A 24178-nucleotide genomic window follows, 5' to 3' on the forward strand; every position below is an offset into this window, starting at 1 on the left:
AACTGAACACCGGCCAACGACACACGGGGAGTCACAGCCATGGCCTTCAACGTCACGGACAAGTCATTCTTGGAACCGCAAGGCGACAAAGAGCCCACCATCGGGAAAGGGTGGGTGCAGGGCGTCGCCCTGGTGTTGATCTTCGGATTCTTCGTCATGGGAATCCTGGTGTACCGCACCTACACCGCCTCGATGCCGATGCCGGACAAGGTGGTCACCCAATCCGGGCAGACGGTGTTCACCGGTGAGCAGATCACCCGCGGGCAGACCATCTTTCAGGCGCGCGGCCTGATGCAGTACGGCTCCATCCACGGCCACGGCGCCTACCTCGGCCCCGACTTCACCGCCGACTACCTGCGGATGGCGACCGACAACGTCGCCGACCAGTTGGAGAAGGCCGGTTCGCCGCAGGTGCACGACGCCGTCGTCGCCGAGTTCCGCACCAACCGCTACGACGACACCACCAAGGTGCTGACCTACACCGACCATCAGGTCAAGGCGTTCGAGGACATCGTCGCCCACTACGCGAACCTGTTCGGCCCGGAATCCTCCAAGATCGGCCTGCCGAAGGACTTCATCACCAACCCCCAGGACATCGAGGACCTGACCGCGTTCTTCTCCTGGAGCGCGTGGGCGTCGGCGGCCGAACGGCCCGGCCACAATTACACCTACACCAACAACTGGCCCGCCGAACCGCGCGTCGACAACGGGCCCACCGCCGACATGGTGGTCTGGTCGGCGCTGTCGCTGGTCGCGCTGCTCGGCGGCACCGGCATCATGTTCGCCGTCTACGGCCGGTGGAGCCAGAAGATCGGCTGGCACAACGAGGAAGCGCCGCTGGTGTCCTACCGCCAGCCCGGCCAGGTGGTGCTCACCCCGTCGCAGCGGGCCACCGTGTGGTTCTTCGCGATCGTCACCGTGCTGTTCTTCGCCCAGGCGATGCTCGGCGCGCTGGCCGAGCATTACCGCGCCGACCTGTCCAGCTTCTTCGGCCTTGACCTGAACAACATCCTGCCGTACAACCTGGCCCGCACCTGGCACCTGCAGCTGGCGCTGTTCTGGACTGCCGCGGCGTTCCTGGCCGCCGGCATCTTCCTCACCCCGTTCATCACCCGGCGGGAGCCGCGCAAGCAGCACTGGCTGGCCTACGGGCTGCTCGGCGCGGTCGCGCTGGTGGTGTTCGGATCGCTGGCCAGCGAAGCGCTTTCGGTGTTCGGCGTCATCGACGAGGGCACCCTGTTCTCCCAGCAGTGGGAGTACCTGGACCTGCCGCGGGTCTGGCAGATCCTGCTGACGCTGGGCATGTTCATCTGGATCGCGATCATCTGGCGGGGACTGCGGTCCCGGCTGAAGTCCGCGCCGATGACAGGCATGCCGTGGCTGTTCTTCTTCTCCGGACTGGCCATCCCGGCGTTCTACGCCGTCGGCCTGCTGGCCGGCTCCGAGGTGCACTTCTCGGTCGCCGACTTCTGGCGGTTCTGGGTGGTGCACCTGTGGGTGGAGGACTTCCTGGAGCTGTTCACCACGGTGATGGTGGCCTACATCTTCGTGCTGCTCGGCGTGGTCCGGAAACGCATCGCGATCGGCATCATCTTCCTGGACATCATCTTGTACTCGGCCGGCGGCATCATCGGCACCATGCACCACCTGTACTTCTCCGGAACCCCGGTGGAGCACATGGCCCTCGGCGCGTTCTTCTCCGCCGCCGAGGTCATCCCGCTGACCCTGCTGACGGTGGAGGCCTGGACCTTCCTGCACCTCGGGTCGCGTCAGCAGTCCGGGGACACCAACCCGTTCCCGCACCGATGGGCGGTGATGTTCCTGGTGGCCGTCGGTTTCTGGAACTTCCTGGGCGCGGGCGTGTTCGGCTTCCTGATCAACCTGCCGATCGTGTCGTACTACCAGATCGGCACCGCGCTGACCGCCAACCACGGGCACGCGGCGATGATGGGCGTCTACGGCATGCTGGCCGTCGGCCTGGCGCTGTTCGCGTTCCGCTACGCCATCCCGCCGGAGAAGTGGCCGGACAAGATGGCCAAGTGCAGTTTCTGGTGCCTGAACATCGGCCTGGCCTGGATGGTCTTCGCCACCCTGTTGCCGCTCGGCGTGATCCAGCTGTACCACTCCGTCAATGAGGGCTACTACGAGGCGCGTTCGCTGGGCTTCGTCACCGGCGGGCCGAATCCGGTGCTGGAGTGGATCCGGATGCCCGGGGACCTGATCTTCATCATCGGCGGCATCGTTCCGCTGATGTGGATCGCGTGGGTTGCGATCCGCAACTTCTGGGGTCAGCCGACCACCGACGAGTTCCCGGAAACGCCGCTCTACGTCCAGATCGACCCGGAGACCAAGAAGGAGATCGCCGAAACCTCATGACCGATGTCGATGTCGCGGTGTGGCTGGTGGCCGGGTACGCCCTGCTGCTGGTGGCCATCGCGTGGGGTTTCGACGCGATGGCCAAACGCGCCTCCAGTCACGCGTCCCGTTGGCAGAGCGGTGAATTCAGCTATCACGCCGACCACGACGCGTGGCGCTGCCCGCAGGACCAGTGGCTGTGGCCGACGTCGTTCGATCCGGGCAACCGGGTGATGCGCTACCGCGCCAAACCGACGGTGTGCAACGCGTGTCCGGTCAAGAGCACCTGCACGACGAGTGCGCACGGCCGGGAGATGAGCCGGCAGGTCGACGAGTGGCCGCACTCCGAAGCCGGCCGGTTCCACCGCGGAATCGCCTGTGTCATCGCCGGTTTGGGCATGCTGCTGATCGTCGGGCAGGGCATCGCCAAGCACACCCCCGGCGACCTGATGGTGCTCGGCGCGGCGCTGCTGATCACGCTGGCCGCCGCCGCGCCGCTGTACCGGCACCTCGTCCACACCCCCGCCCACGCGCCGGCACAGCACCTGCCCGAACGCACCCGCCAGGAGGACGCGGTGGCGGCCGCGATCGACAAGTACTCCACCCGCTGGGGTGTGCGCCCAACCGACGGCGCCCACACAGGAGAAGAGGAGCGTGAAGGCCGGTGAATTGGCTGATCCCGGCCGGACTCGTCGTCGTAGTCCTGGCGCTGTTGGCGTGGCGTTCGATCAATGTGTTGCGCGAATACGAGCGCGGCGTGGTGTTCCGGGCCGGTCACCTGCGCCCGGTGTGCGGGCCGGGTCTGGTGTTCCTGCTGCCGCTGTTGGACCGGATCGAACGCGTCGATCTGCGGGTGGTGACGCTGACCATCCCGCCGCAGGAGGTGATCACCAAGGACAATGTGCCGGCCCGCGTGAACGCGGTGGTGATGTTCCGCGTCGTTGACCCCGCAAAAGCGATCATGGCGGTGGAGAATTACTCGGTGGCCACCTCCCAGATCGCGCAGACCACATTGCGGTCGCTGCTGGGCCGCGCCGACCTGGACACCCTGCTGGCCCACCGCGAGGACCTCAACACCGACCTGCGCGGCATCATCGAGAAGCTGACCGTCGACTGGGGCGTGGAGGTCGGCGTGGTGGAGATCAAGGACGTCGAGATCCCCGAGTCCATGCAGCGCGCGATGGCCCGGGAAGCCGAGGCGGAGCGGGAACGCCGCGCCAAGGTGATCAACGCCCGCGGCGAGCTGCAGGCCTCCGCCGAGTTGCGCCAGGCGTCCGAGGAACTGTCCAAGAGCCCGGCGTCGCTGCAGCTGCGCTATCTGCAAACGCTGCTGGAGCTCGGCGCCGACCAGAACTCGACGGTGGTGTTCCCGCTGCCGGTGGACATCCTGACCCCGTTCCTCAACGCCGCCCGGAACCGGCCGGAAAGCCGCTGACGTGACGTTGCTGTGGCTGCCGATCGCCCTGCCGCTGGCCGGCGCGCTCGTGCTGCTGCTCGGTGGCCGTCGCACCGACGCCTGGGGGCACCTGCTCGGCTGCGCCACCGTGCTGGGCTCGTTCGCCGCGGCGGTCGCCGGGTTCGTCGAACTGCTCGGCCGCGACGCCGCCGACCGGGTGCTGTCCGGGACACTGTTCTCCTGGGTGCCGGTCGATGAGCTGCAGTTGGACTTCGGGCTGCGCCTGGACGCGCTCAGCGTGTGTTTCGTGCTGTTGATCACCGGTGTCGGCTCGCTGATCCACATCTATTCCGTCGGCTACATGTCGCACGACCCGGACCGCCGCCGGTTCTTCACCTACCTGAACCTGTTCGTCGCGGCCATGCTGCTGCTGGTGCTGGCCGACAACTACCTGGGCCTCTACTTCGGCTGGGAGGGCGTCGGTCTGGCGTCCTACCTGCTGATCGGGTTCTGGTCGCACAAGCCCAGCGCCGCGGCCGCGGCCAAGAAGGCGTTCGTGGTCAACCGGGTCGGCGACATGGGGCTGGCGCTGGCGCTGGCCTGGATGTTCTCCGCCACCGGGACGCTGTCGTATGCCGGGGTGTTCGCCGCCGCCCCGGAGTTGCCCGGCGCGACGCTGACCGGCATCGGCCTGTTGTTGCTGCTGGCGGCCTGCGGCAAGTCCGCGCAGGTGCCGCTGCAGTCCTGGCTCGGCGACGCGATGGAGGGCCCCACCCCGGTCTCGGCGCTGATCCACGCCGCCACCATGGTGACCGCCGGGGTGTACCTGATCGTGCGCTCCGGCCCGGTGTTCAACCTGTCGCCGACCGCGCAGACCGCGGTGGCCGCCGTCGGCGCGGTGACCCTGCTGTTCGGCGCGATCATCGGCTGCGCCAAGGACGACATCAAAAAGGCCCTGGCCGCCTCCACCATGAGCCAGATCGGCTACATGGTGCTGGCCGCCGGCCTCGGCCCGGCCGGCTACGCGGTCGCGATCATGCACCTGCTCACCCACGGCTTCTTCAAGGCCGGGCTGTTCCTCGGCGCCGGTTCGGTCATGCACGCCATGAACGACGAGACCGACATCCGTCGCTTCGGCGGGCTGCGCGCGGTGCTGCCGGCCACCTTCGTCACCTTTGGGCTCGGGTACCTGGCGATCATCGGGGTGCCGCCGTTCGCCGGGTTCTTCTCCAAGGACGCGATCATCGAGACCGCGTTCGGGGTCGGCGGGGTGCGCGGCCTGCTGCTCGGCGGCGCGACCCTGGTGGGCGCCGGGATCACCGCGTTCTATATGACCCGGGTGATGCTGCTGACGTTCTTCGGCTCGCCGCGCTGGGACCGCGACGCGCACCCGCACGAGTCCCCGCCGGTGATGGTGTGGCCGATGGCCGCGCTGGCCGTCGGCTCGGTGGGCGCCGGTTTCGCGCTGGCCGGCGGCCGGCTGACCGGCTGGCTGGAGCCGGTGGTCGGCAGCCACGAGACCCATCACGTGCTGCCGGTGTGGGCGATGACGACGATCATCCTGGCGGTGGTCGCGGCCGGCATCTGGGCCGGCTGGCGGATGTACACCGGTGAGGTCGCCGACACCGCCCCGCAGGACGTCTCGGCGCTGACCCTCGCGGCGCGCCGCGACCTCTACGGCGACGCCGTCAACGAGGCGGTGCTGATGCGCCCCGGCGCGAAACTGACCGCCGGCCTGGTCGTCGTCGACGATAAGGTGATCGACGGGGCCTCGCGCGGGTTGGCGAGCGTGGTGTCGGCCGGCTCGGTGCTGCTGCGCCGCATGCAGACCGGCTACGTCCGCAGTTACGCGCTGTCCATCCTGGGCGGTTCGGCGCTGGTGCTGGCGGTCATCTGGTGGGCGGCCCGATGAATCTTCCGCTGTTGACGCTGCTGTGGGCGGTCCCGATGCTCGGGGCCGTCGCGATCATCGCGCTGCCGCCGTCGGCGCGCGACGCGGTGCGCTGGGCCGGGCTCGCGGTCACCGGCGCGGTGCTGGTCATCGCCGGGGCGCTGGCCGCCGGTTTCGACCCGGCCGGCGCGCAGTTCCAGTTCGTCGAGGACCACCCGTGGATCCCGTCGTTCGGCACCGGGTACCTGCTCGGGGTGGACGGCATCGCGCTGACCCTGGTGCTGCTGACCGCGGCGCTGACCCCGCTGCTGCTGATCGCCGGCTGGAACGACGCCCCCGACCCCCGCGAACTGAACGGCCGGGCCACCCACGCCTACGTCGCGCTGTTCCTGGCGGTGCAGTCGATGGTGATGATTTCCCTTGTCGCGCTGGACATCCTGCTGTTCTACGTGTTCTTCGAGGCGATGCTCATCCCGATGTACTTCCTGATCGGCGGGTTCGGCGCCGGCCCGCGCGGCGAGCGGGGCCGCGCGGCGGTGAAGTTCCTGCTGTACAACCTGTTCGGCGGGCTGATCATGCTGGCCGCGGTGATCGGGTTGTATGTCGTCACCGCCAACGACCCGGCGTTCGACGCCGGCACTTTCGACCTGCGGGCGATCGTCGCGGTGGTCGCCTCCGGAGGGCTGGCGGTCAATCCGATGCTGCTGCACCTGCTGTTCGGCGGGTTCCTGTTCGCGTTCGCGGTCAAGGCGCCGCTGTGGCCGCTGCACAGTTGGCTGCCCGACGCGGCGGTCACCTCCACCCCGGCGACCGCGGTGCTGATGATGGCCATCGTCGACAAGGTCGGCACCTTCGGCATGCTGCGCTACTGCCTGCAGGTGTTCCCGGAAAGCTCAATGCTGCTGCGGCCGTTGGTGATCACCCTCGCGGTGATCGGCATCGTCTACGGCGCGGTGCTCGCGATCGGGCAGACCGACATGATGCGGCTGATCGCCTACACCTCGATCAGCCACTTCGGTTTCATCATCCTGGGCATCTTCGTGATGACCCCGCAGGGCCAATCCGGGGCCGCGTTGTACATGGTCAACCACGGGCTGAGCACCGCTGCGCTGTTCCTGATCGCCGGGTTCCTGGTCAGCCGGCGCGGCAGCCGGATGATCGCCGACTACGGCGGCGTGCAGAAGATCGCCCCGGTGCTGGCCGGCGCCTTCCTGGTCGCCGGGATGGCCACCCTGTCGCTGCCCGGCCTGGCGCCGTTCATCAGCGAATTCCTGGTGCTGATCGGCACGTTCGTGAACTACCCCGGCGCGGCGGTGGTGGCCAGCACGGCGCTGGTGCTCTCCGCGGTGTACATCCTGTGGCTCTACCAGCGGGTGATGACCGGCCCGACCCGCCCCGGCGTCGAGGCGATCGGCGACCTGCGCAGCCGCGAACTCGTCGTCGTCGCGCCGCTGATCGCGGCGCTGCTGGTGCTCGGCTTCTTCCCCAGACCCGCGCTGGAGATGATCAACCCCGCGGTCAACCACACGCTGAGCATTGTCGGTGAGGCCCGATGAACGCCGTGCTGCTGGCGGCCGCGATGCCGACGCCGGATATCGAGTACCGGCTGCTGTCGCCGATGCTGATCGTGTTCGGCGCCGCGGTCATCGGGGTGCTGGCCGAGGCCTTCGCGCCGAAAGCCAGCCGGTACCTGATCCAGGTGACGCTCGGGGTGGGCTCGCTGGTCGCGGCCGGGCTCGCGGTGACGCTGGTCGCCCGAGACGGTTCACGCGCGCATTCGGCGGTGGGCGGGGCGCTGGCGCTGGACCCGCCGGCGCTGTTCTGCCAGGGCGCGCTGGTGCTGCTCGGGATCCTTGGGCTGTTGCTGATGGCCGAGCGGGTGATCCCCGACATCCCCCGCGACGGCGACGGGTTGGACGCGTTCACGCCGCAGGCCTCCGCCGCGCCCGGCAGCGTCGCGGAGAAGCAGGCCGGCGCGGCCGGGGTCATGCAGACCGAGGTCTTCCCGCTGACCATGCTGTCGATCGGCGGCATGATGATGTTCGTCGCCGCCAACGACCTACTTGCCCTGTTCGTGGCGCTGGAGGTGCTGTCGCTGCCGCTGTATGTGATGTGCGGCCTGGCCCGCCGGCGGCGGCTGGCGTCCCAGGAAGCGGCGCTGAAGTATTTCCTGCTGGGCGCTTTCTCGTCGGCGATCCTGCTGTACGGGTCGGCGCTGCTGTACGGCTACGCCGGCACCCTGTCGCTGCCCGGGATCGGCGAGGCCGTCGCCCGCGGCGACGGCCGCACCCCGCTGGCGTTGCTGGGCGCCGGGCTGCTGCTGGTCGGTCTGCTGTTCAAGGTCGGCGCGGTGCCGTTCGGCTCCTGGGTGCCCGACGTGTATCAGGGCGCCCCGACCGCGGTGACGGCGTTCATGGGCGCGGCGGTCAAGGTCGCCGCGTTCGGCGCACTGCTGCGGATCTGCTATGTCGCGCTGCCCGGGATGGACGAAGCCTGGAAGCCGGTGCTGTGGGTCGTCGCGATCCTCACCATGGCGGTGGCGACCATCGCGGCGATCACCCAGAACGACGTCAAGCGGATGCTGGCGTACTCGGCGGTCTCGCACACCGGGTTCATCCTCACCGGCGTGATCGCGCTGAACGCCGCGGGGCTGTCCGGCACGCTGTTCTACCTATTCGCCTACGGCTTCTCCACCCTGGGCGCGTTCGCGGTGGTCGGCCTGGTCCGCTCCGGCGGCGCCGAGGACACCGCGCTGGAACGCTGGGCCGGCCTGGGCCGGCGCTACCCGGTGCTGGGCGTGGTGTTCTCGCTGTTTTTGTTCGCGTTCGCCGGCATCCCGCTGACCAGTGGATTTGTCGCCAAGTTCGCGGTGTTCAAGGCCGCCGGCGAGGGCGGCGCGCTGCCGCTGGTGGTGATCGGCGTGATCGCCAGCGCGGTCGCCGCGTACTTCTATCTACGGGTGATCGTCCTGATGTTCTTCACCGAGGCGCCCGAGGATCCCCCGGTGCTGGCCCGGCCCAGCTGGTCCACCGCAGCCGTCGTCGCGGTGACCGCGGGCATCACCTTCGCCCTCGGCGCGCTGCCGCAGCCGCTGCTGGACCTGGCGAACGCGGCGGCGCACTTCCTGCGTTAATTACGGCTCGACGGCGTCGCTGGCCGGGTCGATCAGGATCTTGGCGTGCGTCTCGGGGTCGCCGAGCGCGTCGAACGCATTGGCCACCCCGCCCAGCCCGACGCGTCCGGTGATCAGCGGCGCGACGTCGAGTTTGCCGTCGGCGAGCATGTGCAGGGTGTCGCGGAACTCCAGCGGGGTGTAGCCGAAGGTGAACCGCAGGTCGATCTCCTTGCCGATCGCCATGGCGGGGCGGAAGTGGTCGGTCTCCATGCAGACGCCGGCCACCACCACGCGGGTCGCCAGCGGCGCGCTGGCGCAGATGCCCTCGATCATGCCGGGGACGCCGACGCACTCGAAGATGATCGGGCGCTTCGGATCCGCGGCCCCGAACTTGTCGGCCACCCAGTAGAGACGCTCCCAGGCCGGGATCCGGCGCAGGTTGTCCAGGGTGTCGATGCCGAAGTCCCACATCTGCTGCGGGTTGGTGATGAAGCCGTCGGTGAGCAGGTCGTAGACCGACCCCTCGGACGGGTCGACGACGACGTGCGCGCCGAGTTGGGCCGCCAGCGCGCGCCGGGCCGGCGAGAAATCACTGGCGATGATCTTCTTGACGCCCTTGACCTTCAACTGGGCGATGATGCCCAGCCCGACGGGTCCGCACCCGATCACCACCGCGGTGTCGCCGCCGCCGATGCCGGCGCGGTTGACCGCGTGCAGCGCCACCGCCATCGGCTCGGTCATCGCGGCGATGTCGACGTCCAGGCCGTTGGGAACCGCGAAACTGAACGCCGCCTGGGCCAGCGTCCGCTCGGCGTATCCGCCCGGGGCGTCCGGGCAGAACCCGATCATCTGACCGGCGTCGTTGAGTTTGCGGATCGGCATCGCGACCACGAGAGCGCCGGGGCGGAAACCACCGACCTTGGGGCCGGTCTCCAGCACCTCGCCGACAAACTCGTGGCCCAGCACGGTCGGGGTGTCGGCGCGCATGGCGCCCTCGTAGCCGCCGCCCTTGAGCGTCTCGTACAGGTCATCGGTGTGCGAGCGCGCGTGCAGGTCCGAGCCGCAGATGCCGCAGCGGCGGACCTCCAGCAGCAGCTGGCCGCGTTCGGGCCGCGGGTCGGGCAGTTCGACGACGGACAGTTCACCCTGCAAACAGCTCACGGCTTTCATACGGTCATTATGTCCGCACCGCTGGTGTCGATACGGCCGGCCTCTTCCTCGCTCGTTCCCCGCTCGTCGAACCGGCCGGTGTCGATACGGCCGGCCTCTTCGTTAAGGTCAAGACCATGCGCGCGATCCAGGTGACCCGACTCGACGGGCCGGGCGCCGTCGAACTCAACGAAGTGCCCGACCCGACCCCCACCGGCGATCAGATCCTGGTCGACGTGCACGCGGCCGGTGTCGCGTTCCCCGACGCGCTGTTGACCCGGGGGCTCTACCAGTACAAGCCCGAGCTGCCGTTCACGCCGAGCGGCGAGATCGCCGGGGTGGTGCGCAGCGCCCCCGACGGCGCGGCGGTCAAGCCCGGGGACCGGGTGCTGGGTATAACCATGCTGGGATCCGGGCTGGCGGAGTCGATCGTGCTGGACCCGGCGCAGGTGTTCGCACTGCCGGACAATGTGTCCTTCGAGGCCGGCGCCGGACTGTTGTTCAACGATCTGACGGTGCTGTTCGCGCTGCGCACCCGCGGCCGGTTGATGCCCGGCGAGACGGTGCTGGTGCACGGCGCGGCCGGCGGCATCGGCACCTCCGCGCTGCGGCTGGCCCCCGCCCTGGGCGCCGGGCGCACCATCGCGGTGGTCTCCACCGAGGCCAAGGCGGAGATCGCCCGGGCCGCAGGCGCCGATGACGTGGTGTTCGCCGACGGCTTCCGCGACCAGGTGGCCGAGCTGACCGGCGGGCGCGGCGTGGATGTGATCGTCGACCCGGTCGGCGGCGACCGGTTCACCGACTCGCTGCGCAGCCTGGCCCCGGCCGGGCGCGTCCTGGTGCTCGGCTTCACCGCCGGGGAGATCCCGACGGTGAAGGTGAACCGGTTGCTGCTCAACAATATTGACGTGATCGGTGTCGGCTGGGGCGCGTGGGCGATGCGCAATCCCGGGTATCTGGCCGAGCAGTGGGACGAGTACAGCGCGCTGCTCGCCGCCGGCAGGGTGTCCGCGCCGACGCCGCAGGTCTTCCCGTTCGAACAGGCCGGCGAGGCGATCGCCGCGATGGAGAACCGCACCGCCCTGGGCAAGATCGTCGTGCGGGTGCGATGACCGCTGAGCAGGTCGACGTCGTCATCGTCGGCGCCGGCTTCTCCGGTCTGGCCGCCGCCCGGCGACTGACCGCGCAAGGCCACAGCGTCATTGTGCTCGAGGGCCGCGACAGGGTGGGCGGACGGTCCTGGACCGGTGAAATCGCCGGTGTGCCATTGGATTTGGGCGCGTCATTCGTCGGCCCCACTCAGGACGCAGTGCTCGCGCTGGCCGCCGAGATGGATTGCCCGACCACGCCGACGTTCCACCACGGCAAGAATGTCATCAACTGGCGCGGGCGGACGCGCAGCTACCGCGGGACCATCCCGAAAATGTCACCGGTCGTGCTGGCCGACCTCGCCCGGCTGCGCGTTCAGCTGGACCGGCTGGGGCGCGGCATCCCCGTCGATCAGCCCTGGACCGCTCCGGACGCCGCGCGGTTGGACGCAATGTCGTTGCGGGACTGGATGTCATCCAAACGCGCGACCCGGTCCACGATGGACCTGATGTCGATCACCGCGCGGGTCGTCTGGGGCGCCGATATCGGGTCGATCTCGGCCCTGCACGCCGCGCTGTACATCAAGGCCGCGGGCGGGCTGGACCGCCTGCTCGACGTGTCCGGCGGCGCCCAGCAGGATCGATTCCTCGATGGCACGCAACAGATCGCTCAGCGTGTGGCCGACGAACTCGGCGACCGGGTGCGTCTGTCCCGAGTGGTGAAGCAGATCAACCGCGACGAGCGCGGTGTGCTGGTGCGCTGCGCCGACGCGCCCGCCGATGCCAATACCGGTACCGATGCCGATACCGATGACGACGGTCACATCCGGGCCAGCACCGCCATCTTGGCGATTCCTCCGCAGCACCGCGCCGGGATCGACTTCTCCCCCGCGCTCCCGCCGGAACATCAGCGGCTGACCCGCTGCTGGCCGCAGGGCAGACTTTCCAAGGCGTTCGCGGTCTACGAGTACCCGTTCTGGCGGACCGACGGGCTGTCCGGGGAAGGCGTCTCGGACACCGGACCGGTGCTGATCACCTTCGACATGAGCCCGAGCGCGGCCGGGCCGGGGGTGCTGCTGGGCTTCGTCGACCCGGCGCATTTCGACGACGAGGAACCGCGGGTCCGGCGCGAACGGACGTTGGCCGGATTCGCCCGACTGTTCGGTGAGCGGGCCCGCCACCCGGTCGACTATCTCGATCAGCGTTGGGGCGCAGAGGAATTCGCGCCCGGTGGACCGACCGCCGCGGTTCCGGCCGGATCGTGGACCGGCGTCGGGCCGTGGTTGCGCAAGCCGCTGGGGCCGATCTTCTGGGCCGGGACAGAAACTTCGGATGTCTGGCCCGGCTACCTCGACGGCGCCGTGCGCGCGGGTCACCGTGCCGCCGACGAGGTTTCGGCCTGGCTCGCTCGGCCCGTCTAGCGGTCCGGTTCAGCTCGACGCGGTGGCGGTGTCGATCAGTCTCCGCAGGTGGCGGTTCACCTCGTCGGGGTACTCCAGGATGGTGCAGTGCCCGCCGGGCAGCACCACCGAATCGAACAGGTTCGGGGTGAGTTCGGCGATCCGGTATGAGGCGCCGATGGGCAGCAGCCGGTCGGCGGCGCCGCCGATCACCAGCGTCGGAACGGTGAGCGCGTCGAGCCGAATGTGCTTGCGGTCCAACTTCTCCACCAGCATCCGGCCGAACTCACCGCGCGGAATCCGGTGCGTGGACAGCACGACGTTGTGCATCAGCGCGTGCACCTCGGGGTGCGCGTCGGCGCCGACCACCACGTCGGACACCAGTCGGGCGGTCGGCTTGTGCGCGATCCGCACCGCCGGCACCCGGCCCAGGTGCCGCACGACCCGCTGCGCGACGACCGCGCGACCTCCGGCCAGCCGGCCCTGGGTGTTGAGCAGGTCGATCTGGCGCACCACGTCGCCGGTGGAGCTGTTGATCAGCGCGACGCCGTCGGCGCGGTCGGCGACCTTGTGCGCGTACCGCTCCGACCAGGCGGCCACCGCCATTCCACCCATCGAATGTCCGGCGAGAACGGCCTTCTGTCCCGGCTGCAGAGTGGTGTCCAGCACCGCCTGCAGATCGGCCGCCAGGTGGTTGAGGCTGTAGTGGCCGCGGGCGGGAACACCGCTGCGACCGTGTCCGCGGTGGTCGTAGGCGATCACCTTGTGGTCTCGCGCCAGGTCGGCGATCTGTTCACGCCACACGCCGATCGCGCAGGTGTAGCCGTGCGCCAACACGATGGGGTACCCGTCGTCGGGCCCGAACACCTGGGTGTGCAGCCGGGTTCCGTCGGGTCCCCGGACGTCCACGTTGCGACTCGGCGGCATCGGCTTGTGCTCGTGGCTGGCCATTACCGAAGCGTAAACGACGGTCGACGCGGTTCCCAGCACTCCGGTGGAAGCCGGGGCCGTCCGGGTGTCAGTCGTCGCCTGTTGATTCGCTGCCCGCGCTCTTTTGAGCTGCGTCGTTCATGGCTTTCTGGAGCTTCTGCGGGGCGGCCGCGAGTCTCTGAACCACACGCTCGACACCTGCCAGCGCCCGCTTTCCGGCGTCTTCGATCTGGACACCGACGGCCTTGAGTTGCCGGCTCGCCTGGCGCACCTGCCGTTTCAGCCCGTCGGCGCCCAGATCGGTGACCGCCCGCCCGGGCGTCGCCTGCTTCGCCAGCTTGGTGAGCGTGGTCCGGGCCTGAACCAGCGATGGGCTTTTGTCGCCCGCCGCGACGTCCGTCGCCAGCTCCGCGAGCTCGCCGCTGTCGGACGCGCTCGTTGTGCCGCGGTCCGCCAGCCCGGCGCTCTCCAGCGACCCTGCGCTGCCCACCCCGGTGTCGCGCTCATACGCGTCGGCGAGTTGATCCTGCACGTCGCCGGGGCGGTTGTAACCCGCTTCAACTGTCGGGCGCAGCATCTTGTCCAGCGTCGGGGCCAGCGGACCGGCCCAGGAGACCAGCGGCATCGTCTTCGTCGGGATCCAGACGTAGGTGATCTGGTTCTCCGCGTCGTAGTAGGTGGCATTGTTCTCGTCGGTGAGATCGATGTCGCGATAGTCGTTGTGGATCGAGAACTGGCCCATCTGCGCGTTGAGCACCGCCAGCAGGTTCGTGGTGTCCTGCGGATAGTCCGCCCAGCCGTCGTACTGTCGGATCACCTCGACGCCGTGGATGTCGGGATTCTTTTCGACCACGTCCCTGTAGTTGTCCGGAAGACCCTGTCCGTGGTCGTAGCCGATGCCGCCCGCTCGACGGCCGTACGGGTTTTCCGGGTTGCCGAGTGACACCCAGACCACCTCGCCGTCGGGGACCTCGGCGCGACCATCGGCCCAGCTGCGCAGGCTCGCGTAGATCACCTGACCGCCCTGGCTGTGGCCGAGCAGGATCGTCTTGTCCGTGCCCGATTCTCCGATCGCGGAGTTGAGTTTGACCGCGCCCGCTTCGGTCTGCCATCCCACCGGCAGCGCGAAGTAGTCGACGGGCGAGCAGGTCTTTGGGCCCGCGCACAGCGAGCCGCGGAGTTGGAGCGGCGTGACGCGCATAAATGCCTGCATCCCGACGAAGCCGCCCTCGAGGGTCAGCGTTCTCGCCCGACCATCGATGAGGTCGGCGATGCGGTCGGCGTGTGATTCATGCGCGCCGGCCGCATACGCTGCCGCCGGATGCGCAGTGGCCGTGGCGACGACGGCGACTGCGGCCATGGCGCTGAACGACGCCGCTGCTTTCCTCATGGCTTCCCTTCGGTCAGGGAAACCAGTCTCCCTGTCCGACAGGGTATTCGGGCGTCTACGTCACCGTGGCGAAAACTCGCGCACGACGATCACCAGATGACGGCGATACCGGCGATGACGAAGGTGATCGCGCCGGTCGCCCAGAACAGCGGCGCCGGCGCCGGCTCTCCGCTGCGGTCCTGACGCTTCTTGCCGATGCCGATCACCGCGCCCAGCGCCAGCAGCAGCACCAGCTTGGTGGTGATCTTCGGGTAGTTCAGCACCGCGCCGCCCCACGGCGCCGCGAGCGCCAACCCGGTGACCAGAGCGAGCAGCAGGCCGTAGTTCATCACCGCGGTCAGCCGGAATCGGCGGGCGGCCGCCTCGGCGACCCAGGAGCCGAAGATGATCGCGAACGCGACGATATGCAGCAGCACAACTACATGGCGTAGTACTTCCATGGTTTGAGAGTACCCGGCCCCTTTTTGGACATCGCATCGGCCGAATTCCGTCGTGCCGCGCAAGATTCTGCTTCCCGGCCCGGCCACGTTGTGTTGCGATGTCCTAATGGTCAGCACCACCAAGGCCGATTCGAGGGCCGAGCAGAGTGCCAGGGGGACGGCAATTCGCATCGCCGTCGCTCAGCGCATCCCACCGCAGGACGATGACGTCAGCCCGATTCAGGACCTGGTGACGACAGCCGTCCAGGCTTCCGGCGCGGAATTGCTGGTGGTTCCGGAGTTGTTCCCGATCGGCGTCCGGCAGCACTACGCCGACCTCAAGACCCTGGCCGAGTCCGCCGAGCGGTGGGCCGAACTGGTCGGCGCGGTCGCCACCACCGCCCACATGGCGATCGTCGCGGGCTATCCGGAACTGGCCGCCGACGGCTCGGTCTATGACTCGGTGATGTTCGTCGACGAGTTCGGCCGGATGCGCGCGAACTACCGCAAGCTGCACCTCTTCGGTGACGAGCTGCCCGCCTTCACCCCCGGCAACGCGCCTCCCCCGGTGTTCGACTGGCACGGCTGGCGCGTCGGCCTGGCGATCTGCTACGACATCGAGTTTCCCGAAACCGGGCGGATGCTCGCCGACCAGGGCGCGGACCTGGTGTGCGTGCCGGCCGGCAACCCGGTCGGATACCGGGAAGTGCCAACGGTTCTGGTGCCCGCGCGCGCGTGCGAGAACCAGATGTTCGTCGCGTACGCCAACTACTGCGATTTCGACGGGACCGCCGACTACGACGGTCACAGCATCGTCGTCGGCCCGAACGGCGCCATTCTCGCAGAGGCGGATTCCACCACGGCGCAGATACTTTGGGCGGAGCTGAATCCGGCCGCGCTCGGTGTCGCACGCTCCAAGAATTCGCATCTGACTGACCGGCGGTTCCGCATCTATATGGCGGGCGCGCCGCGTTACTACATCGACGCGGATTCGGACACGACCGATGCCCGACGGGCGGCTGCAATAGAATCGCAAGCCTCTTCATCGCTGGCGCAGCCGTAGACTCGTCGTTCGATGACAGCTCATCGGGATCGACGCCACCAGCCACGCTCCACTCCGGCGACCCTGCGGGTGCGCGCCGAGTTGGATGGTTCCGAGCCACCGATCTGGCGACGCCTGGATATCCGGTGCGACTTGCGCCTCGACCTGCTGCATCAAGCCTTGCAAGCGGCGTTCGGTTGGGAAGACCGCCATCTGCACAGGTTCACCCTCGGTGGCGGACCGTTTGACTCAGGCAGTCAATTCTTCTTGTGCCCATTCGACGTCGCCGACGGAGAGTCCGACGGTATGCCCGCGGCGAACGTCAGGGTCGACGAGACGCTGGCCGAGCCGGGCCATGTGCTGCGCTACGTGTACGACTACGGCGACAGTTGGGAACTGACCCTGACGCTGGAGCAATTGCTTCCAGCCGACCACAACTCCCCCGCTGTCGTCTTGGTCGACGGCGAGCGCGCGGCGCCGCCGGAGGATTCCGGTGGCCGGGTCGACGCGGCGGGCCTCGCAGAGGTCCTCGACGACCCCGCTCACTTCGACCTCGACCGAGCCGCGGCCGCGGTCCGCAGGACTGTGTTCACGTTGGGCGACTCCGGGATCGACCCGCGGCTGCCACCGATCCTGCGGCGGCTACGCGGAACCTCCGCCGGTCCCGAGTTCGCCGCCCGGCTGTCCCGGGTGTTGTCTGATCCACCGGACTATTCGGAGTCCTACGCCGATTCGCTTCGCGCGATCCGCTGGTTCCTCGATCGCGCCGCAGACGGCGGCATTCCACTGACATCCGCCGGGTACATGAAGCCCGACGATGTGGAAGCGGCCTCGAAAGTCGTTCCTGCAATGGGTGATTGGATCGGGAAGGCGAACCGCGAGATCCATTGCGCGCCGCTGCTGTTCTTCCGCGAAGCACTCCGGCAGGTTGGGTTGCTGCGCAAATACAAGGGCTCGCTACGGCTGACTCGGGCGACTGCTGCGGTGGTCGGCGACCCCGAAGCGCTGTGGGATCACCTGGGCGGCCTTCTATCGCCAGCCGGTGACGGTGGCTTCGTCGAGGAGGCCACCCTCACGCTGTTGGTGTATGCGGGCAGCGCCGATGGTGAGTTGCCGACCGATTCCATCAGTGCCGCTCTCCGCTCACGCGGCTGGCAGCATCAGGACGGCCGCCCAGCCGGCTTCGACGCATTGAGCGGGCTGCCGGAGCTGACGATCCTGCAGAACATCTCAGATCGCCCGCACAGCTACCGGGACCCCGACTACCTGAGTCCCGCAGCGTCGGCGCTGGCTCGCGCGGCATTGTGGGTGGATCGGGAACGCTCCATGGGCTGACGGGCGCACGGTTCGGCGGGTGGGCGCCGGCCGGTGTCGTGCCGACCGGCGCCCACTGTTGGGGCGCTTGTGTCTCTGTGGAGTTGTCAAGGTTCGTTCGTGCTGGTGACGCGTATTCAGTTGTGCCGTGTATTCAGTTGTCCCTGTGTATTCAGTTGTCCCTGTGTATTCAGTTGTCAGAGAGTCTGATCCGGCTCCCGGGTGTCCGGGTGGCGGCCGGTCGACGCCCTTCGGCGCGGTGCCGCGGTCAGGCCGCGGTCGGCAGGCTGGTCATGGTCCGTCGGGCGTGCGATCGCAGGTGCTCACGTGGCCGGTCCGGGTGCTTGGGGTCAGCCGGCGGGATGAACCACGGGTGCCGGTCGGCGCCGAGGTACACCTGCCAGCCGCCGTGATGAATCATCGTGTGATGGTGTCGGCATTATGCCGAGTCGGCGGTTATGCCGATTTTGAGGGAGTCTGTGCTGGTCAGTGGGTTTTCGGTGGAGTTGTTGTCGGCATAATTTTGGCCGGTGATGCTTGGTTCTTCCGTCGGATTGGAAGGACTTTGGTCATGGTTGTGGTGTCGCGTGTGCGGGTGGATGGCCCGTTGCAGGAGTTTGCCGCGGGGTTCTCCGTAGCGCTGGAGTCGGTGGGTTATGCGCCGTTGTCGGCGGCGAATCAGTTGCGCTTGATGGCGCATCTGAGTCGCTGGATGGCGTTTGAGGGTGTGGCGCCGAGTGAGCTGAATGACGAACTGGTGCAAGCATTTCTATCGGTTCGGTCGGCGCGGGGGTATGTGGGTTGGTTGTCCGCGCGCGGGTTGGCGCCACTGCTGGGGCATTTACGCGCAGTGGGCGCGGCGCCGGCACCGGTGCCGCGGGTGCCGTCAGGCCCGGTGGAGGAACTCTTGACCGAGTACCGGGCCTATCTGTTCTGTGAGCGCGGCTTGGTGGCGGCCACGGTGCGTTACTACGCGCAAGAGGCGCGGCTGTTCTTGACGCGTTCGGGGTCCGGTGAGCTGCGCGAGTTGACCGCCGGCACGGTCACACGGTTCGTCGTCGCCGAGGCTTCAGTTCGATCGACGGGCGCGGCGAAGTTGATGGTTACGGCGTTGCGGTCTTTGCTGCGGTTCCTGTTGTTGACCGGGCGGGTGGAGACTGATCTGGTCTCGGCTGTCCCGGCGGTGGCGGGTTGGCGATTGGCGTGGCTGCCGCGTTCTGTGCGACCTGATCAGGTGCGGGTGCTGCTGGAGTCTTGCGAGCAGAATCGGCTTGTGGGTCGGCGGGACTTCGCGATCCTGACGGTGTTGACGCGGCTGGGGTTGCGCGCCGGTGAAGTCGCCGCCATGGAACTCGATGATATCGATTGGCGCGCTGGCGAACTCGTCATCCGTGGCAAAGGCAATCAACATGACAAGCTTCCGCTGCCGGTTGACGTGGGACAGGCGCTGGTTGGTTATCTGCGTGCGGGCAGGCCGACATCTTCGTATCGGCAGGTCTTTCTGACGGCTCTTGCCCCGCATCAGCCGCTGGCGAGCGGTTCGGTTTGCGCCGTGGTGGGCCGTGCGTGTGTTCGGGCCGGCATTGAGCGCATCGGGGCGCATCGGCTGCGACACACCACCGCCACCAGCGTGTTACAGGCGGGCGCTTCCCTGGAGGAAGTCGGACAACTGTTGCGGCACCGGGAACTGAACAGCACCGCCATCTACGCCAAGGTCGACCACGGCCGGCTCGTCTCGGTGACTCGGCCCTGGCCGTCTGGGAGCCCGTCATGACCGCCCTGGCCGACGCGTTGGCCGACTACCTCACCATGCGGCGTGCGCTGGGATTCAAGCTTGAACGCGCCGGCGGGTTGCTGGCTGACTTCGTCGCCGAGGCTGGGCGGGTCGGCGCGCAGCGCGTGACCGTCGAGTTGGCGCTGAGGTGGGCCACTGAGCCGGTGGGCGCAGACCCTGTCTGGCACGGCGCTCGGCTGTCAGCGGTGCGCGGATTCGCGCGCTATCTGGCCGCAATCGACCCAGCCACCGAGATCCCGCCTGCTGACCTGCTGCCCGGGCGATCTCATCGGGCGGTTCCCTACCTCTACACCGACGCCGAGATCGCCGCGTTGATGGCGGAGGCCCGGAATCTGCGATCACGGTTGCGGGGGATGACCTACGCCACCTTGATCGGACTGTTGGCCGCCACCGGGTTGCGCATCGGCGAAGCCATCGCGTTGGACCGTGGTGACGTCGATCTTCCCGGCGCGCTGATCACGGTGCGCAATGCCAAGTTCGGCAAGTCCCGGCAATTGCCGCTGCATTCCAGCGTCACCAACGCGTTGACCTGCTACGCCGAGACCCGTGACGCGCTGTGCCCGTCGCCACGCACTGATGCCTGGTTCGTTTCCAACGCCGGCACCCGGCTGATCTATAAAAACGCCCACGAGGTGTTCCACCAGCTCACCGAGCGAGTCGGGCTGCGGGCGCGCGGGCCGCGGTGCCGGCCCCGCCCGCACGACCTACGGCACACCTTCGCCATCGCCACCGTTTTGGACTGGTATCGCGACGGCGACGACGTCGCCAGTCGCATGCCCCTGTTGTCGACCTATCTCGGGCACGTCTCGCCATCGGACACCTACTGGTATCTGTCTGCAGCCCCGGAACTGCTCATCGAAGCCGCCCAACGTCTGGAACCCGACCAGGAGGACCATCAGCGATGACCGCCATCGCCGCGACCGTTCAAGCGTTCTTCACTCAACGGCTCATCACCCAGCGCCAGGCCAGCCCGCACACCATCGCCGCCTACCGCGACACCCTGCGCATGCTGCTGACCTTCATCAGCGAACGGACCCAGACACCGTGTTGCCGTCTGCAATTCAACGATGTCAACGCAGACACCGTGTCAGCGTTCCTCGACCACCTCGAGCATGACCGCGCCAACAGTGCGCGCACCCGAAATGCCCGCCTCGCGGCGATCCACTCCCTATTCGGATTCGCCGCGCAGCGCCATCCCGAGCATGCCGCAGACATCACCCGGGTGCTGGCGATACCTGCCAAGCGCGCCGACCACACCGTCATCACCTACCTCGCCGACATCGAAGCCCGAGCACTGCTCAACGCCCCTGACCGGGCCACCCGCACCGGGCGACGCGACCACGCCATCCTTGCGCTGGCTATCCAGACCGGGCTACGCGCATCAGAGCTAACCGCGTTGACTCGCAACGACATCCACCTTGACACCGCAGCCCACGTCGCCTGCCGCGGAAAAGGACGCAAACACCGCATCACCCCGCTGACCAACACCACCGTCGCGATCCTGAGAACCTGGATAGCCGAAACGTCCGACCCCGACTCAGATCTGCTGTTCGCGACCAACCGTGGCGGCCCGCTGAGCCTGGACGCCCTCGCCCAACGCGTCGCAGTACACGCCGCCACCGCGACGGCATCGTGCCCCTCCCTGGCCAACAAACACATCACCCCGCACGTGCTGCGGCACACAGCGGCCATGCGACTGCTCCACGCCGGAGTCGACACCACCGTCATCGCACTATGGCTCGGACATGAAAGCCTCACCACCACAAGGATTTACCTACAAGCCGACCTCGAACTCAAACAACGAGCACTCGACCGAACCGCCCCCATCACCACACGCCCAGGCCGATACCGACCACCCGACAAACTGCTCGCATTCCTTGAATCCCTCTGAAATTATGCCGACAACAACTCCACCGAAAACCCACTGACCAGCACAGACTCCCTCAAAATCGGCATAACCGCCGACTCGGCATAATGCCGATTATTCCGATATCGGAATAATCGGCACAGCATCACCCCGTTGTCGACGCTGGTCACCCCATCGGCCTCCCACTCGTTGATGTGGTGGGCGTCGCACCACGACGCCGGCCGGCCGCACCCCGGAAACGCGCACCCGCCATCCCGGGCGATCAGCGCCTTACGGATCCGCGGTGGGAACAAGCGTTGCATCCGGCCCACATCCAACGGCGCCCCCTCACCGTCGACCACGATGGTGTCGATGGTCGCGTCACACGAGATCAGGGTCGCGGTCTTCTTCGTGACCGGGCCGGTGAACCCCAACTGATCCACCGACTGTTCGACGGCTGACCCCCAGCTTGGTGTGGTGGCGGGGCGGATGAGGCTCACGTGGGGCAGGACTCCGCCGGAGGTGGGGCGCTCATACCCGGATAGGTAGGCCCGGATGACCTGGGCGAACCCGTCAGCACGGCGTTTGCCCACCGGCCGCCGATCTACCGACCCGTCCGGGCCCGGGACCGGCCGGCATAAGGCGTCCAGGGCGGCGTGCAACTCCTCCCCGGCGACCACATCCAAATCGAAGGATCCGACGATGCGGCCATCGGCGCCCTGGGTCAGGGTCATCTCATTGAGCGCCTCATCCTCAGCCACCGGCACCGGCGACGCCGGTTTGTCGGGGGTGCGGGCGATCGCGATCGCCCGGGCTTTCTTGGCAACCTCGGCTGGGGAGCTCTGCACCATCAACGTCGCGACGACGTCGGCGCGCTGCTGCTCGTCGAGGTCGACCCGAGCCCCGATATGAGCCACACCCACACCGATGGCGTCCGCCAACTCGGCGCCCATCGCGGCGAGACGCTGCGCTTGGGTGACCGCCGGCAACTCATGGGCCGCGCGCCCGACCCGGGCCAGCCGGTACGCCGTCCCGGGCACCACACCGAGGCCGGTCAATAACTGCGCCCCGGAGCGTAGATGCCGGCGGGTGGGGACACCGGCGCGTTCGGCGGCGGCGGTCGCCGAGGCCAGCACATGATCGGCCAGATTCCGCAGACCCACCGCCGCAACCAGCACCGCGTCCAACCTCGGCTCGTCGAACACCCGCGTCGGGTTGTACAGCAGATCGAACAACCGCCGCGACCCGTCATCACCGTCGGGTGGGCCCGGGACCGACGAACCCGGCGGGGACGAACCAGGTGGCGATGACGTCGGCGGTGCGACGAGCGCTGGCGGCGAGACGGTCACCGCCGGAGGGCTGGTCGTCGGTGGCGGGGCGAGCTGATCAATCAGCGTCCCCACGAACCCGTCGAGCTCACAAATGAAGGCGTCGAGGCCAACGGCCTCAGAAACTGTGGATTCCATTCGATACCGGACTTCCAACCGTCGCACTGGCTGTGCGATTCACTTAATACAGATGGCCCCCAACGCCCCGACCGAGACCGGAACCGTTCAAGCCGCGCAATGACATCGAGCGGGCGCGAAGTTTCCCTCCCCGGAAAACTTCTTGTCGAACATACTTTCGATTGTACGCTCCGTCGGCGACACCGGCAACATTGCGAGGGATGTCACTGAAACCGCTGATCAGAGGTACTTTTTCGACCACAACCGCACCCTACTCCGACCCTCCGACAAGTCACCGACCACGGGTTTGAGGCTTCAACGCCAGAGCGATCCCGATGGGAGCGGCAAGCACGGTGCGGACAGGCGGGCTACCGGTGCCCCACACGCAAACCCCTGCCCGGCAGTGCCGGCAGAATCAAGCCGTCGTCAGCCCTATCGCGCCCGCCACCGGAGGACTACCGTCGGAGCCATGGGCGAACTAACGATTACGCGCAAGGTCGGAGCCGCATTGGCTGTCGCATCGCTGATCAGTGGAGTCACCGCGTGTAATTCTGGCACCTCCGGCGGCCCGGAGCCGACCACCACGACCTCGACAACCTCCACCGAGGCCGAGCCACTCACCGGGTTCCTGGAGCCCACCAGCGGCACCGAGGGCAAGGTGACCTACCAGGCGGATCTGCCGCAGGTGCGCGGCGGCGAACCCGCGGTGCGGGACAAATTCAACGCCGATATGAAGGCCGCGCTGGACAAGTACCTGCAGCCCACCGAGGACAACCGATCGGTGACCGTCGCCCCCGGCGCGCTGGTCGATGAGGTGAAATCCGAAGTGACACACGTCGGCACCGGGTCGGTGTCCGGAGTGCTGATCCTCAACATCTCCGTCGAGCAGGCGGCACACCCGTTCAACGAGGTCGCAACCACTGTCATCGACGCGCGCACCGCGGACCCGATCAACATCGCCACCCTGTTCACCGACGAAACCGTCGGTCTGACCGCGCTCGTCGACGCCATCAAGACCGAGATGGCCGCTGACGAGCGGTTGGCCAACCAGCCACCGCCGGACGCCACCCCCGAAGCGCTCAGCCGCTGGGTCGCTGACGACGACGGACTGGAGATCTACATCCCCGTCGCCCATGTACTCGGCGACTACTACGAGATCGGTGTGGAGTGGGATGCCCTCGCGCACGTGCTCGCCCCGGGAATCCGGGAGACGCTAAGCACCTGAGCGAAGGTCATTCGCAGTTGTCGCGCGGCAGCAACTCGATGACCGCAGTGCCCTGCGGACACTTCAGCATCGCCCAAGGATGTTCTGCCAGTTGACGATCCACCAACTCGCAAATGTCCAATAGGTGGTCGATCTCGTGGAGGAAGTCGATGCCCAGCTGGTGCGCCGCCTCCTCGATTCCGCAGCCGAGTGTGATCGCGCCGTCGCGGGAGTCGCCGTCGAGGAAGTCCCCTTCGGCAACTCGTAATTCGGGCCGTCCGTCCGTCCGCGGTATCCACCGTATGCGGCATCCGACGTCGTGGAAGCCCGGCATCCGCGGATCCGGATCGATGTAGCAGCTCGTGTCGTATGCCATGGCGGCTCCTCCCCGGCGTTCGA

General features: G+C 67.9%; 21 protein-coding genes. 14 read left to right on the top strand and 7 right to left on the bottom strand.

The window, feature by feature from the left end; all coding sequences use genetic code 11:
* Window positions 1-39: 39 nt before the first annotated feature.
* From L2Z93_RS13860 to nuoN, 6 genes are read left to right on the top strand one after another with little or no spacing between them, the layout of a single operon-like run.
* Complete coding sequence (locus L2Z93_RS13860) at window positions 40-2376, top strand: nitric-oxide reductase large subunit (protein WP_090589483.1); 2337 nt, start codon at window positions 40-42, stop codon at window positions 2374-2376.
* A complete protein-coding gene (locus tag L2Z93_RS13865) occupies window positions 2373-3023 on the top strand; it encodes a hypothetical protein (RefSeq protein ID WP_090589487.1) in 651 nt (216 codons plus the stop codon). Before L2Z93_RS13860 ends, L2Z93_RS13865 begins: the two co-directional genes overlap by 4 nt.
* The gene (locus tag L2Z93_RS13870) at window positions 3020-3790 is read left to right on the top strand and encodes a slipin family protein (RefSeq protein ID WP_234786164.1); all 771 of its coding nucleotides are present in this window, start codon (window positions 3020-3022) and stop codon (window positions 3788-3790) included. Before L2Z93_RS13865 ends, L2Z93_RS13870 begins: the two co-directional genes overlap by 4 nt.
* 1 nt (window position 3791) lies before the next feature.
* Window positions 3792-5663 (top strand): NADH-quinone oxidoreductase subunit L, encoded by a 1872-nt coding sequence (gene nuoL / locus L2Z93_RS13875; protein ID WP_193438947.1) that lies wholly within the window; start codon window positions 3792-3794, stop codon window positions 5661-5663.
* Window positions 5660-7198, top strand: coding sequence for an NADH-quinone oxidoreductase subunit M (locus L2Z93_RS13880; protein ID WP_090589535.1), 1539 nt, complete (start codon window positions 5660-5662; stop codon window positions 7196-7198). Before nuoL ends, L2Z93_RS13880 begins: the two co-directional genes overlap by 4 nt.
* Before the next feature lie 23 nt (window positions 7199-7221).
* The gene (gene nuoN, locus L2Z93_RS13885; RefSeq protein ID WP_090589538.1) at window positions 7222-8775 is read left to right on the top strand and encodes an NADH-quinone oxidoreductase subunit NuoN; all 1554 of its coding nucleotides are present in this window, start codon (window positions 7222-7224) and stop codon (window positions 8773-8775) included.
* Here nuoN and L2Z93_RS13890 read toward each other — a convergent pair whose 3' ends face one another.
* On the bottom strand, window positions 8776-9927 hold the full coding sequence (locus L2Z93_RS13890; protein ID WP_090589490.1) for a zinc-binding dehydrogenase: 1152 nt from the start codon (window positions 9925-9927) through the stop codon (window positions 8776-8778). It lies immediately after the preceding gene.
* A gap of 116 nt (window positions 9928-10043) precedes the next feature.
* Between L2Z93_RS13890 and L2Z93_RS13895 the strand changes: the two genes are divergently transcribed.
* Entirely contained in the window at window positions 10044-11018 is a 975-nt protein-coding gene (locus tag L2Z93_RS13895) for an NADPH:quinone oxidoreductase family protein (RefSeq protein WP_090589494.1), read from the top strand.
* On the top strand, window positions 11015-12415 hold the full coding sequence (locus L2Z93_RS13900; RefSeq protein ID WP_090589498.1) for a flavin monoamine oxidase family protein: 1401 nt from the start codon (window positions 11015-11017) through the stop codon (window positions 12413-12415). The genes L2Z93_RS13895 and L2Z93_RS13900 overlap by 4 nt, the downstream gene beginning before the upstream one ends.
* A gap of 9 nt (window positions 12416-12424) precedes the next feature.
* Here L2Z93_RS13900 and L2Z93_RS13905 read toward each other — a convergent pair whose 3' ends face one another.
* The 3 genes from L2Z93_RS13905 to L2Z93_RS13915 form a co-directional block, all read right to left on the bottom strand.
* The gene (locus L2Z93_RS13905) at window positions 12425-13345 is read right to left on the bottom strand and encodes an alpha/beta fold hydrolase (RefSeq protein WP_234786165.1); all 921 of its coding nucleotides are present in this window, start codon (window positions 13343-13345) and stop codon (window positions 12425-12427) included.
* A gap of 67 nt (window positions 13346-13412) precedes the next feature.
* Window positions 13413-14714 carry a PE-PPE domain-containing protein gene (locus L2Z93_RS13910; protein WP_090589502.1) on the bottom strand — a complete coding sequence of 434 codons (1302 nt, stop codon included), beginning with the start codon at window positions 14712-14714 and terminating at the stop codon, window positions 13413-13415.
* Between the two features lie 89 nt (window positions 14715-14803).
* A complete protein-coding gene (locus L2Z93_RS13915; protein ID WP_090589506.1) occupies window positions 14804-15154 on the bottom strand; it encodes a Fe-S protein in 351 nt (116 codons plus the stop codon).
* 106 nt (window positions 15155-15260) lie between these two features.
* On the opposite strand from L2Z93_RS13915, the gene L2Z93_RS13920 reads away from it, so the two are divergent.
* Together L2Z93_RS13920 and L2Z93_RS13925 are read left to right on the top strand one after the other, a co-directional pair.
* Window positions 15261-16196 (top strand): nitrilase-related carbon-nitrogen hydrolase, encoded by a 936-nt coding sequence (locus tag L2Z93_RS13920; protein ID WP_090589510.1) that lies wholly within the window; start codon window positions 15261-15263, stop codon window positions 16194-16196.
* Between the two features lie 69 nt (window positions 16197-16265).
* Window positions 16266-17510: a plasmid pRiA4b ORF-3 family protein gene (locus L2Z93_RS13925; RefSeq protein WP_164886121.1), complete on the top strand. Its 1245-nt coding sequence runs from the start codon at window positions 16266-16268 to the stop codon at window positions 17508-17510.
* A gap of 247 nt (window positions 17511-17757) precedes the next feature.
* Here the strand turns inward: L2Z93_RS13925 and L2Z93_RS13930 are convergent, their stop codons facing one another.
* Window positions 17758-17910, bottom strand: coding sequence for a hypothetical protein (locus tag L2Z93_RS13930; protein ID WP_324611364.1), 153 nt, complete (start codon window positions 17908-17910; stop codon window positions 17758-17760).
* A 150-nt stretch (window positions 17911-18060) separates the two neighbouring features.
* Here L2Z93_RS13930 and L2Z93_RS13935 point away from each other — a divergent pair, with 150 nt between their 5' ends.
* The 3 genes from L2Z93_RS13935 to L2Z93_RS13945 are packed head-to-tail and all read left to right on the top strand — an operon-like array spanning window position 18061 to window position 21175.
* Entirely contained in the window at window positions 18061-19263 is a 1203-nt protein-coding gene (locus tag L2Z93_RS13935) for a site-specific integrase (RefSeq protein ID WP_090585022.1), read from the top strand.
* Window positions 19260-20189, top strand: a complete 930-nt coding sequence (locus L2Z93_RS13940) for a tyrosine-type recombinase/integrase (RefSeq protein WP_260575374.1) — start codon at window positions 19260-19262, stop codon at window positions 20187-20189. Before L2Z93_RS13935 ends, L2Z93_RS13940 begins: the two co-directional genes overlap by 4 nt.
* Window positions 20186-21175, top strand: coding sequence for a tyrosine-type recombinase/integrase (locus L2Z93_RS13945; RefSeq protein WP_090593719.1), 990 nt, complete (start codon window positions 20186-20188; stop codon window positions 21173-21175). The genes L2Z93_RS13940 and L2Z93_RS13945 overlap by 4 nt, the downstream gene beginning before the upstream one ends.
* Window positions 21176-21177: 2 nt before the next feature.
* On the opposite strand, the gene L2Z93_RS13950 is transcribed toward L2Z93_RS13945, so the two are convergent.
* Window positions 21178-22365 carry an HNH endonuclease signature motif containing protein gene (locus L2Z93_RS13950; RefSeq protein WP_234786298.1) on the bottom strand — a complete coding sequence of 396 codons (1188 nt, stop codon included), beginning with the start codon at window positions 22363-22365 and terminating at the stop codon, window positions 21178-21180.
* Between the two features lie 679 nt (window positions 22366-23044).
* On the opposite strand from L2Z93_RS13950, the gene L2Z93_RS13955 reads away from it, so the two are divergent.
* Window positions 23045-23800, top strand: coding sequence for a hypothetical protein (locus L2Z93_RS13955; RefSeq protein ID WP_128111818.1), 756 nt, complete (start codon window positions 23045-23047; stop codon window positions 23798-23800).
* Window positions 23801-23807: 7 nt separating this feature from the next.
* Here L2Z93_RS13955 and L2Z93_RS13960 read toward each other — a convergent pair whose 3' ends face one another.
* Complete coding sequence (locus L2Z93_RS13960) at window positions 23808-24155, bottom strand: hypothetical protein (RefSeq protein ID WP_090593728.1); 348 nt, start codon at window positions 24153-24155, stop codon at window positions 23808-23810.
* Window positions 24156-24178: the final 23 nt, after the last annotated feature.

Source organism: Mycolicibacterium brumae (assembly GCF_025215495.1).
GTDB lineage: Bacteria > Actinomycetota > Actinomycetes > Mycobacteriales > Mycobacteriaceae > Mycobacterium > Mycobacterium brumae.

Bases quoted from the DNA above. Each gene is read 5' to 3' on its own strand.
- L2Z93_RS13860 (WP_090589483.1), top strand. From the start codon at position 40: ATGGCCTTCAACGTCACGGACAAGTCATTCTTGGAACCGCAAGGCGAC.
- L2Z93_RS13865 (WP_090589487.1), top strand. From the start codon at position 2,373: ATGACCGATGTCGATGTCGCGGTGTGGCTGGTGGCCGGGTACGCCCTG.
- L2Z93_RS13880 (WP_090589535.1), top strand. From the start codon at position 5,660: ATGAATCTTCCGCTGTTGACGCTGCTGTGGGCGGTCCCGATGCTCGGG.
- nuoN (WP_090589538.1), top strand. From the start codon at position 7,222: ATGCCGACGCCGGATATCGAGTACCGGCTGCTGTCGCCGATGCTGATC.
- L2Z93_RS13890 (WP_090589490.1), bottom strand. From the start codon at position 9,927: ATGAAAGCCGTGAGCTGTTTGCAGGGTGAACTGTCCGTCGTCGAACTG.
- L2Z93_RS13895 (WP_090589494.1), top strand. From the start codon at position 10,044: ATGCGCGCGATCCAGGTGACCCGACTCGACGGGCCGGGCGCCGTCGAA.
- L2Z93_RS13900 (WP_090589498.1), top strand. From the start codon at position 11,015: ATGACCGCTGAGCAGGTCGACGTCGTCATCGTCGGCGCCGGCTTCTCC.
- L2Z93_RS13905 (WP_234786165.1), bottom strand. From the start codon at position 13,345: ATGGCCAGCCACGAGCACAAGCCGATGCCGCCGAGTCGCAACGTGGAC.
- L2Z93_RS13910 (WP_090589502.1), bottom strand. From the start codon at position 14,714: ATGAGGAAAGCAGCGGCGTCGTTCAGCGCCATGGCCGCAGTCGCCGTC.
- L2Z93_RS13915 (WP_090589506.1), bottom strand. From the start codon at position 15,154: ATGGAAGTACTACGCCATGTAGTTGTGCTGCTGCATATCGTCGCGTTC.
- L2Z93_RS13920 (WP_090589510.1), top strand. From the start codon at position 15,261: ATGGTCAGCACCACCAAGGCCGATTCGAGGGCCGAGCAGAGTGCCAGG.
- L2Z93_RS13930 (WP_324611364.1), bottom strand. From the start codon at position 17,910: ATGATTCATCACGGCGGCTGGCAGGTGTACCTCGGCGCCGACCGGCAC.
- L2Z93_RS13935 (WP_090585022.1), top strand. From the start codon at position 18,061: ATGGTTGTGGTGTCGCGTGTGCGGGTGGATGGCCCGTTGCAGGAGTTT.
- L2Z93_RS13940 (WP_260575374.1), top strand. From the start codon at position 19,260: ATGACCGCCCTGGCCGACGCGTTGGCCGACTACCTCACCATGCGGCGT.
- L2Z93_RS13945 (WP_090593719.1), top strand. From the start codon at position 20,186: ATGACCGCCATCGCCGCGACCGTTCAAGCGTTCTTCACTCAACGGCTC.
- L2Z93_RS13955 (WP_128111818.1), top strand. From the start codon at position 23,045: ATGGGCGAACTAACGATTACGCGCAAGGTCGGAGCCGCATTGGCTGTC.
- L2Z93_RS13960 (WP_090593728.1), bottom strand. From the start codon at position 24,155: ATGGCATACGACACGAGCTGCTACATCGATCCGGATCCGCGGATGCCG.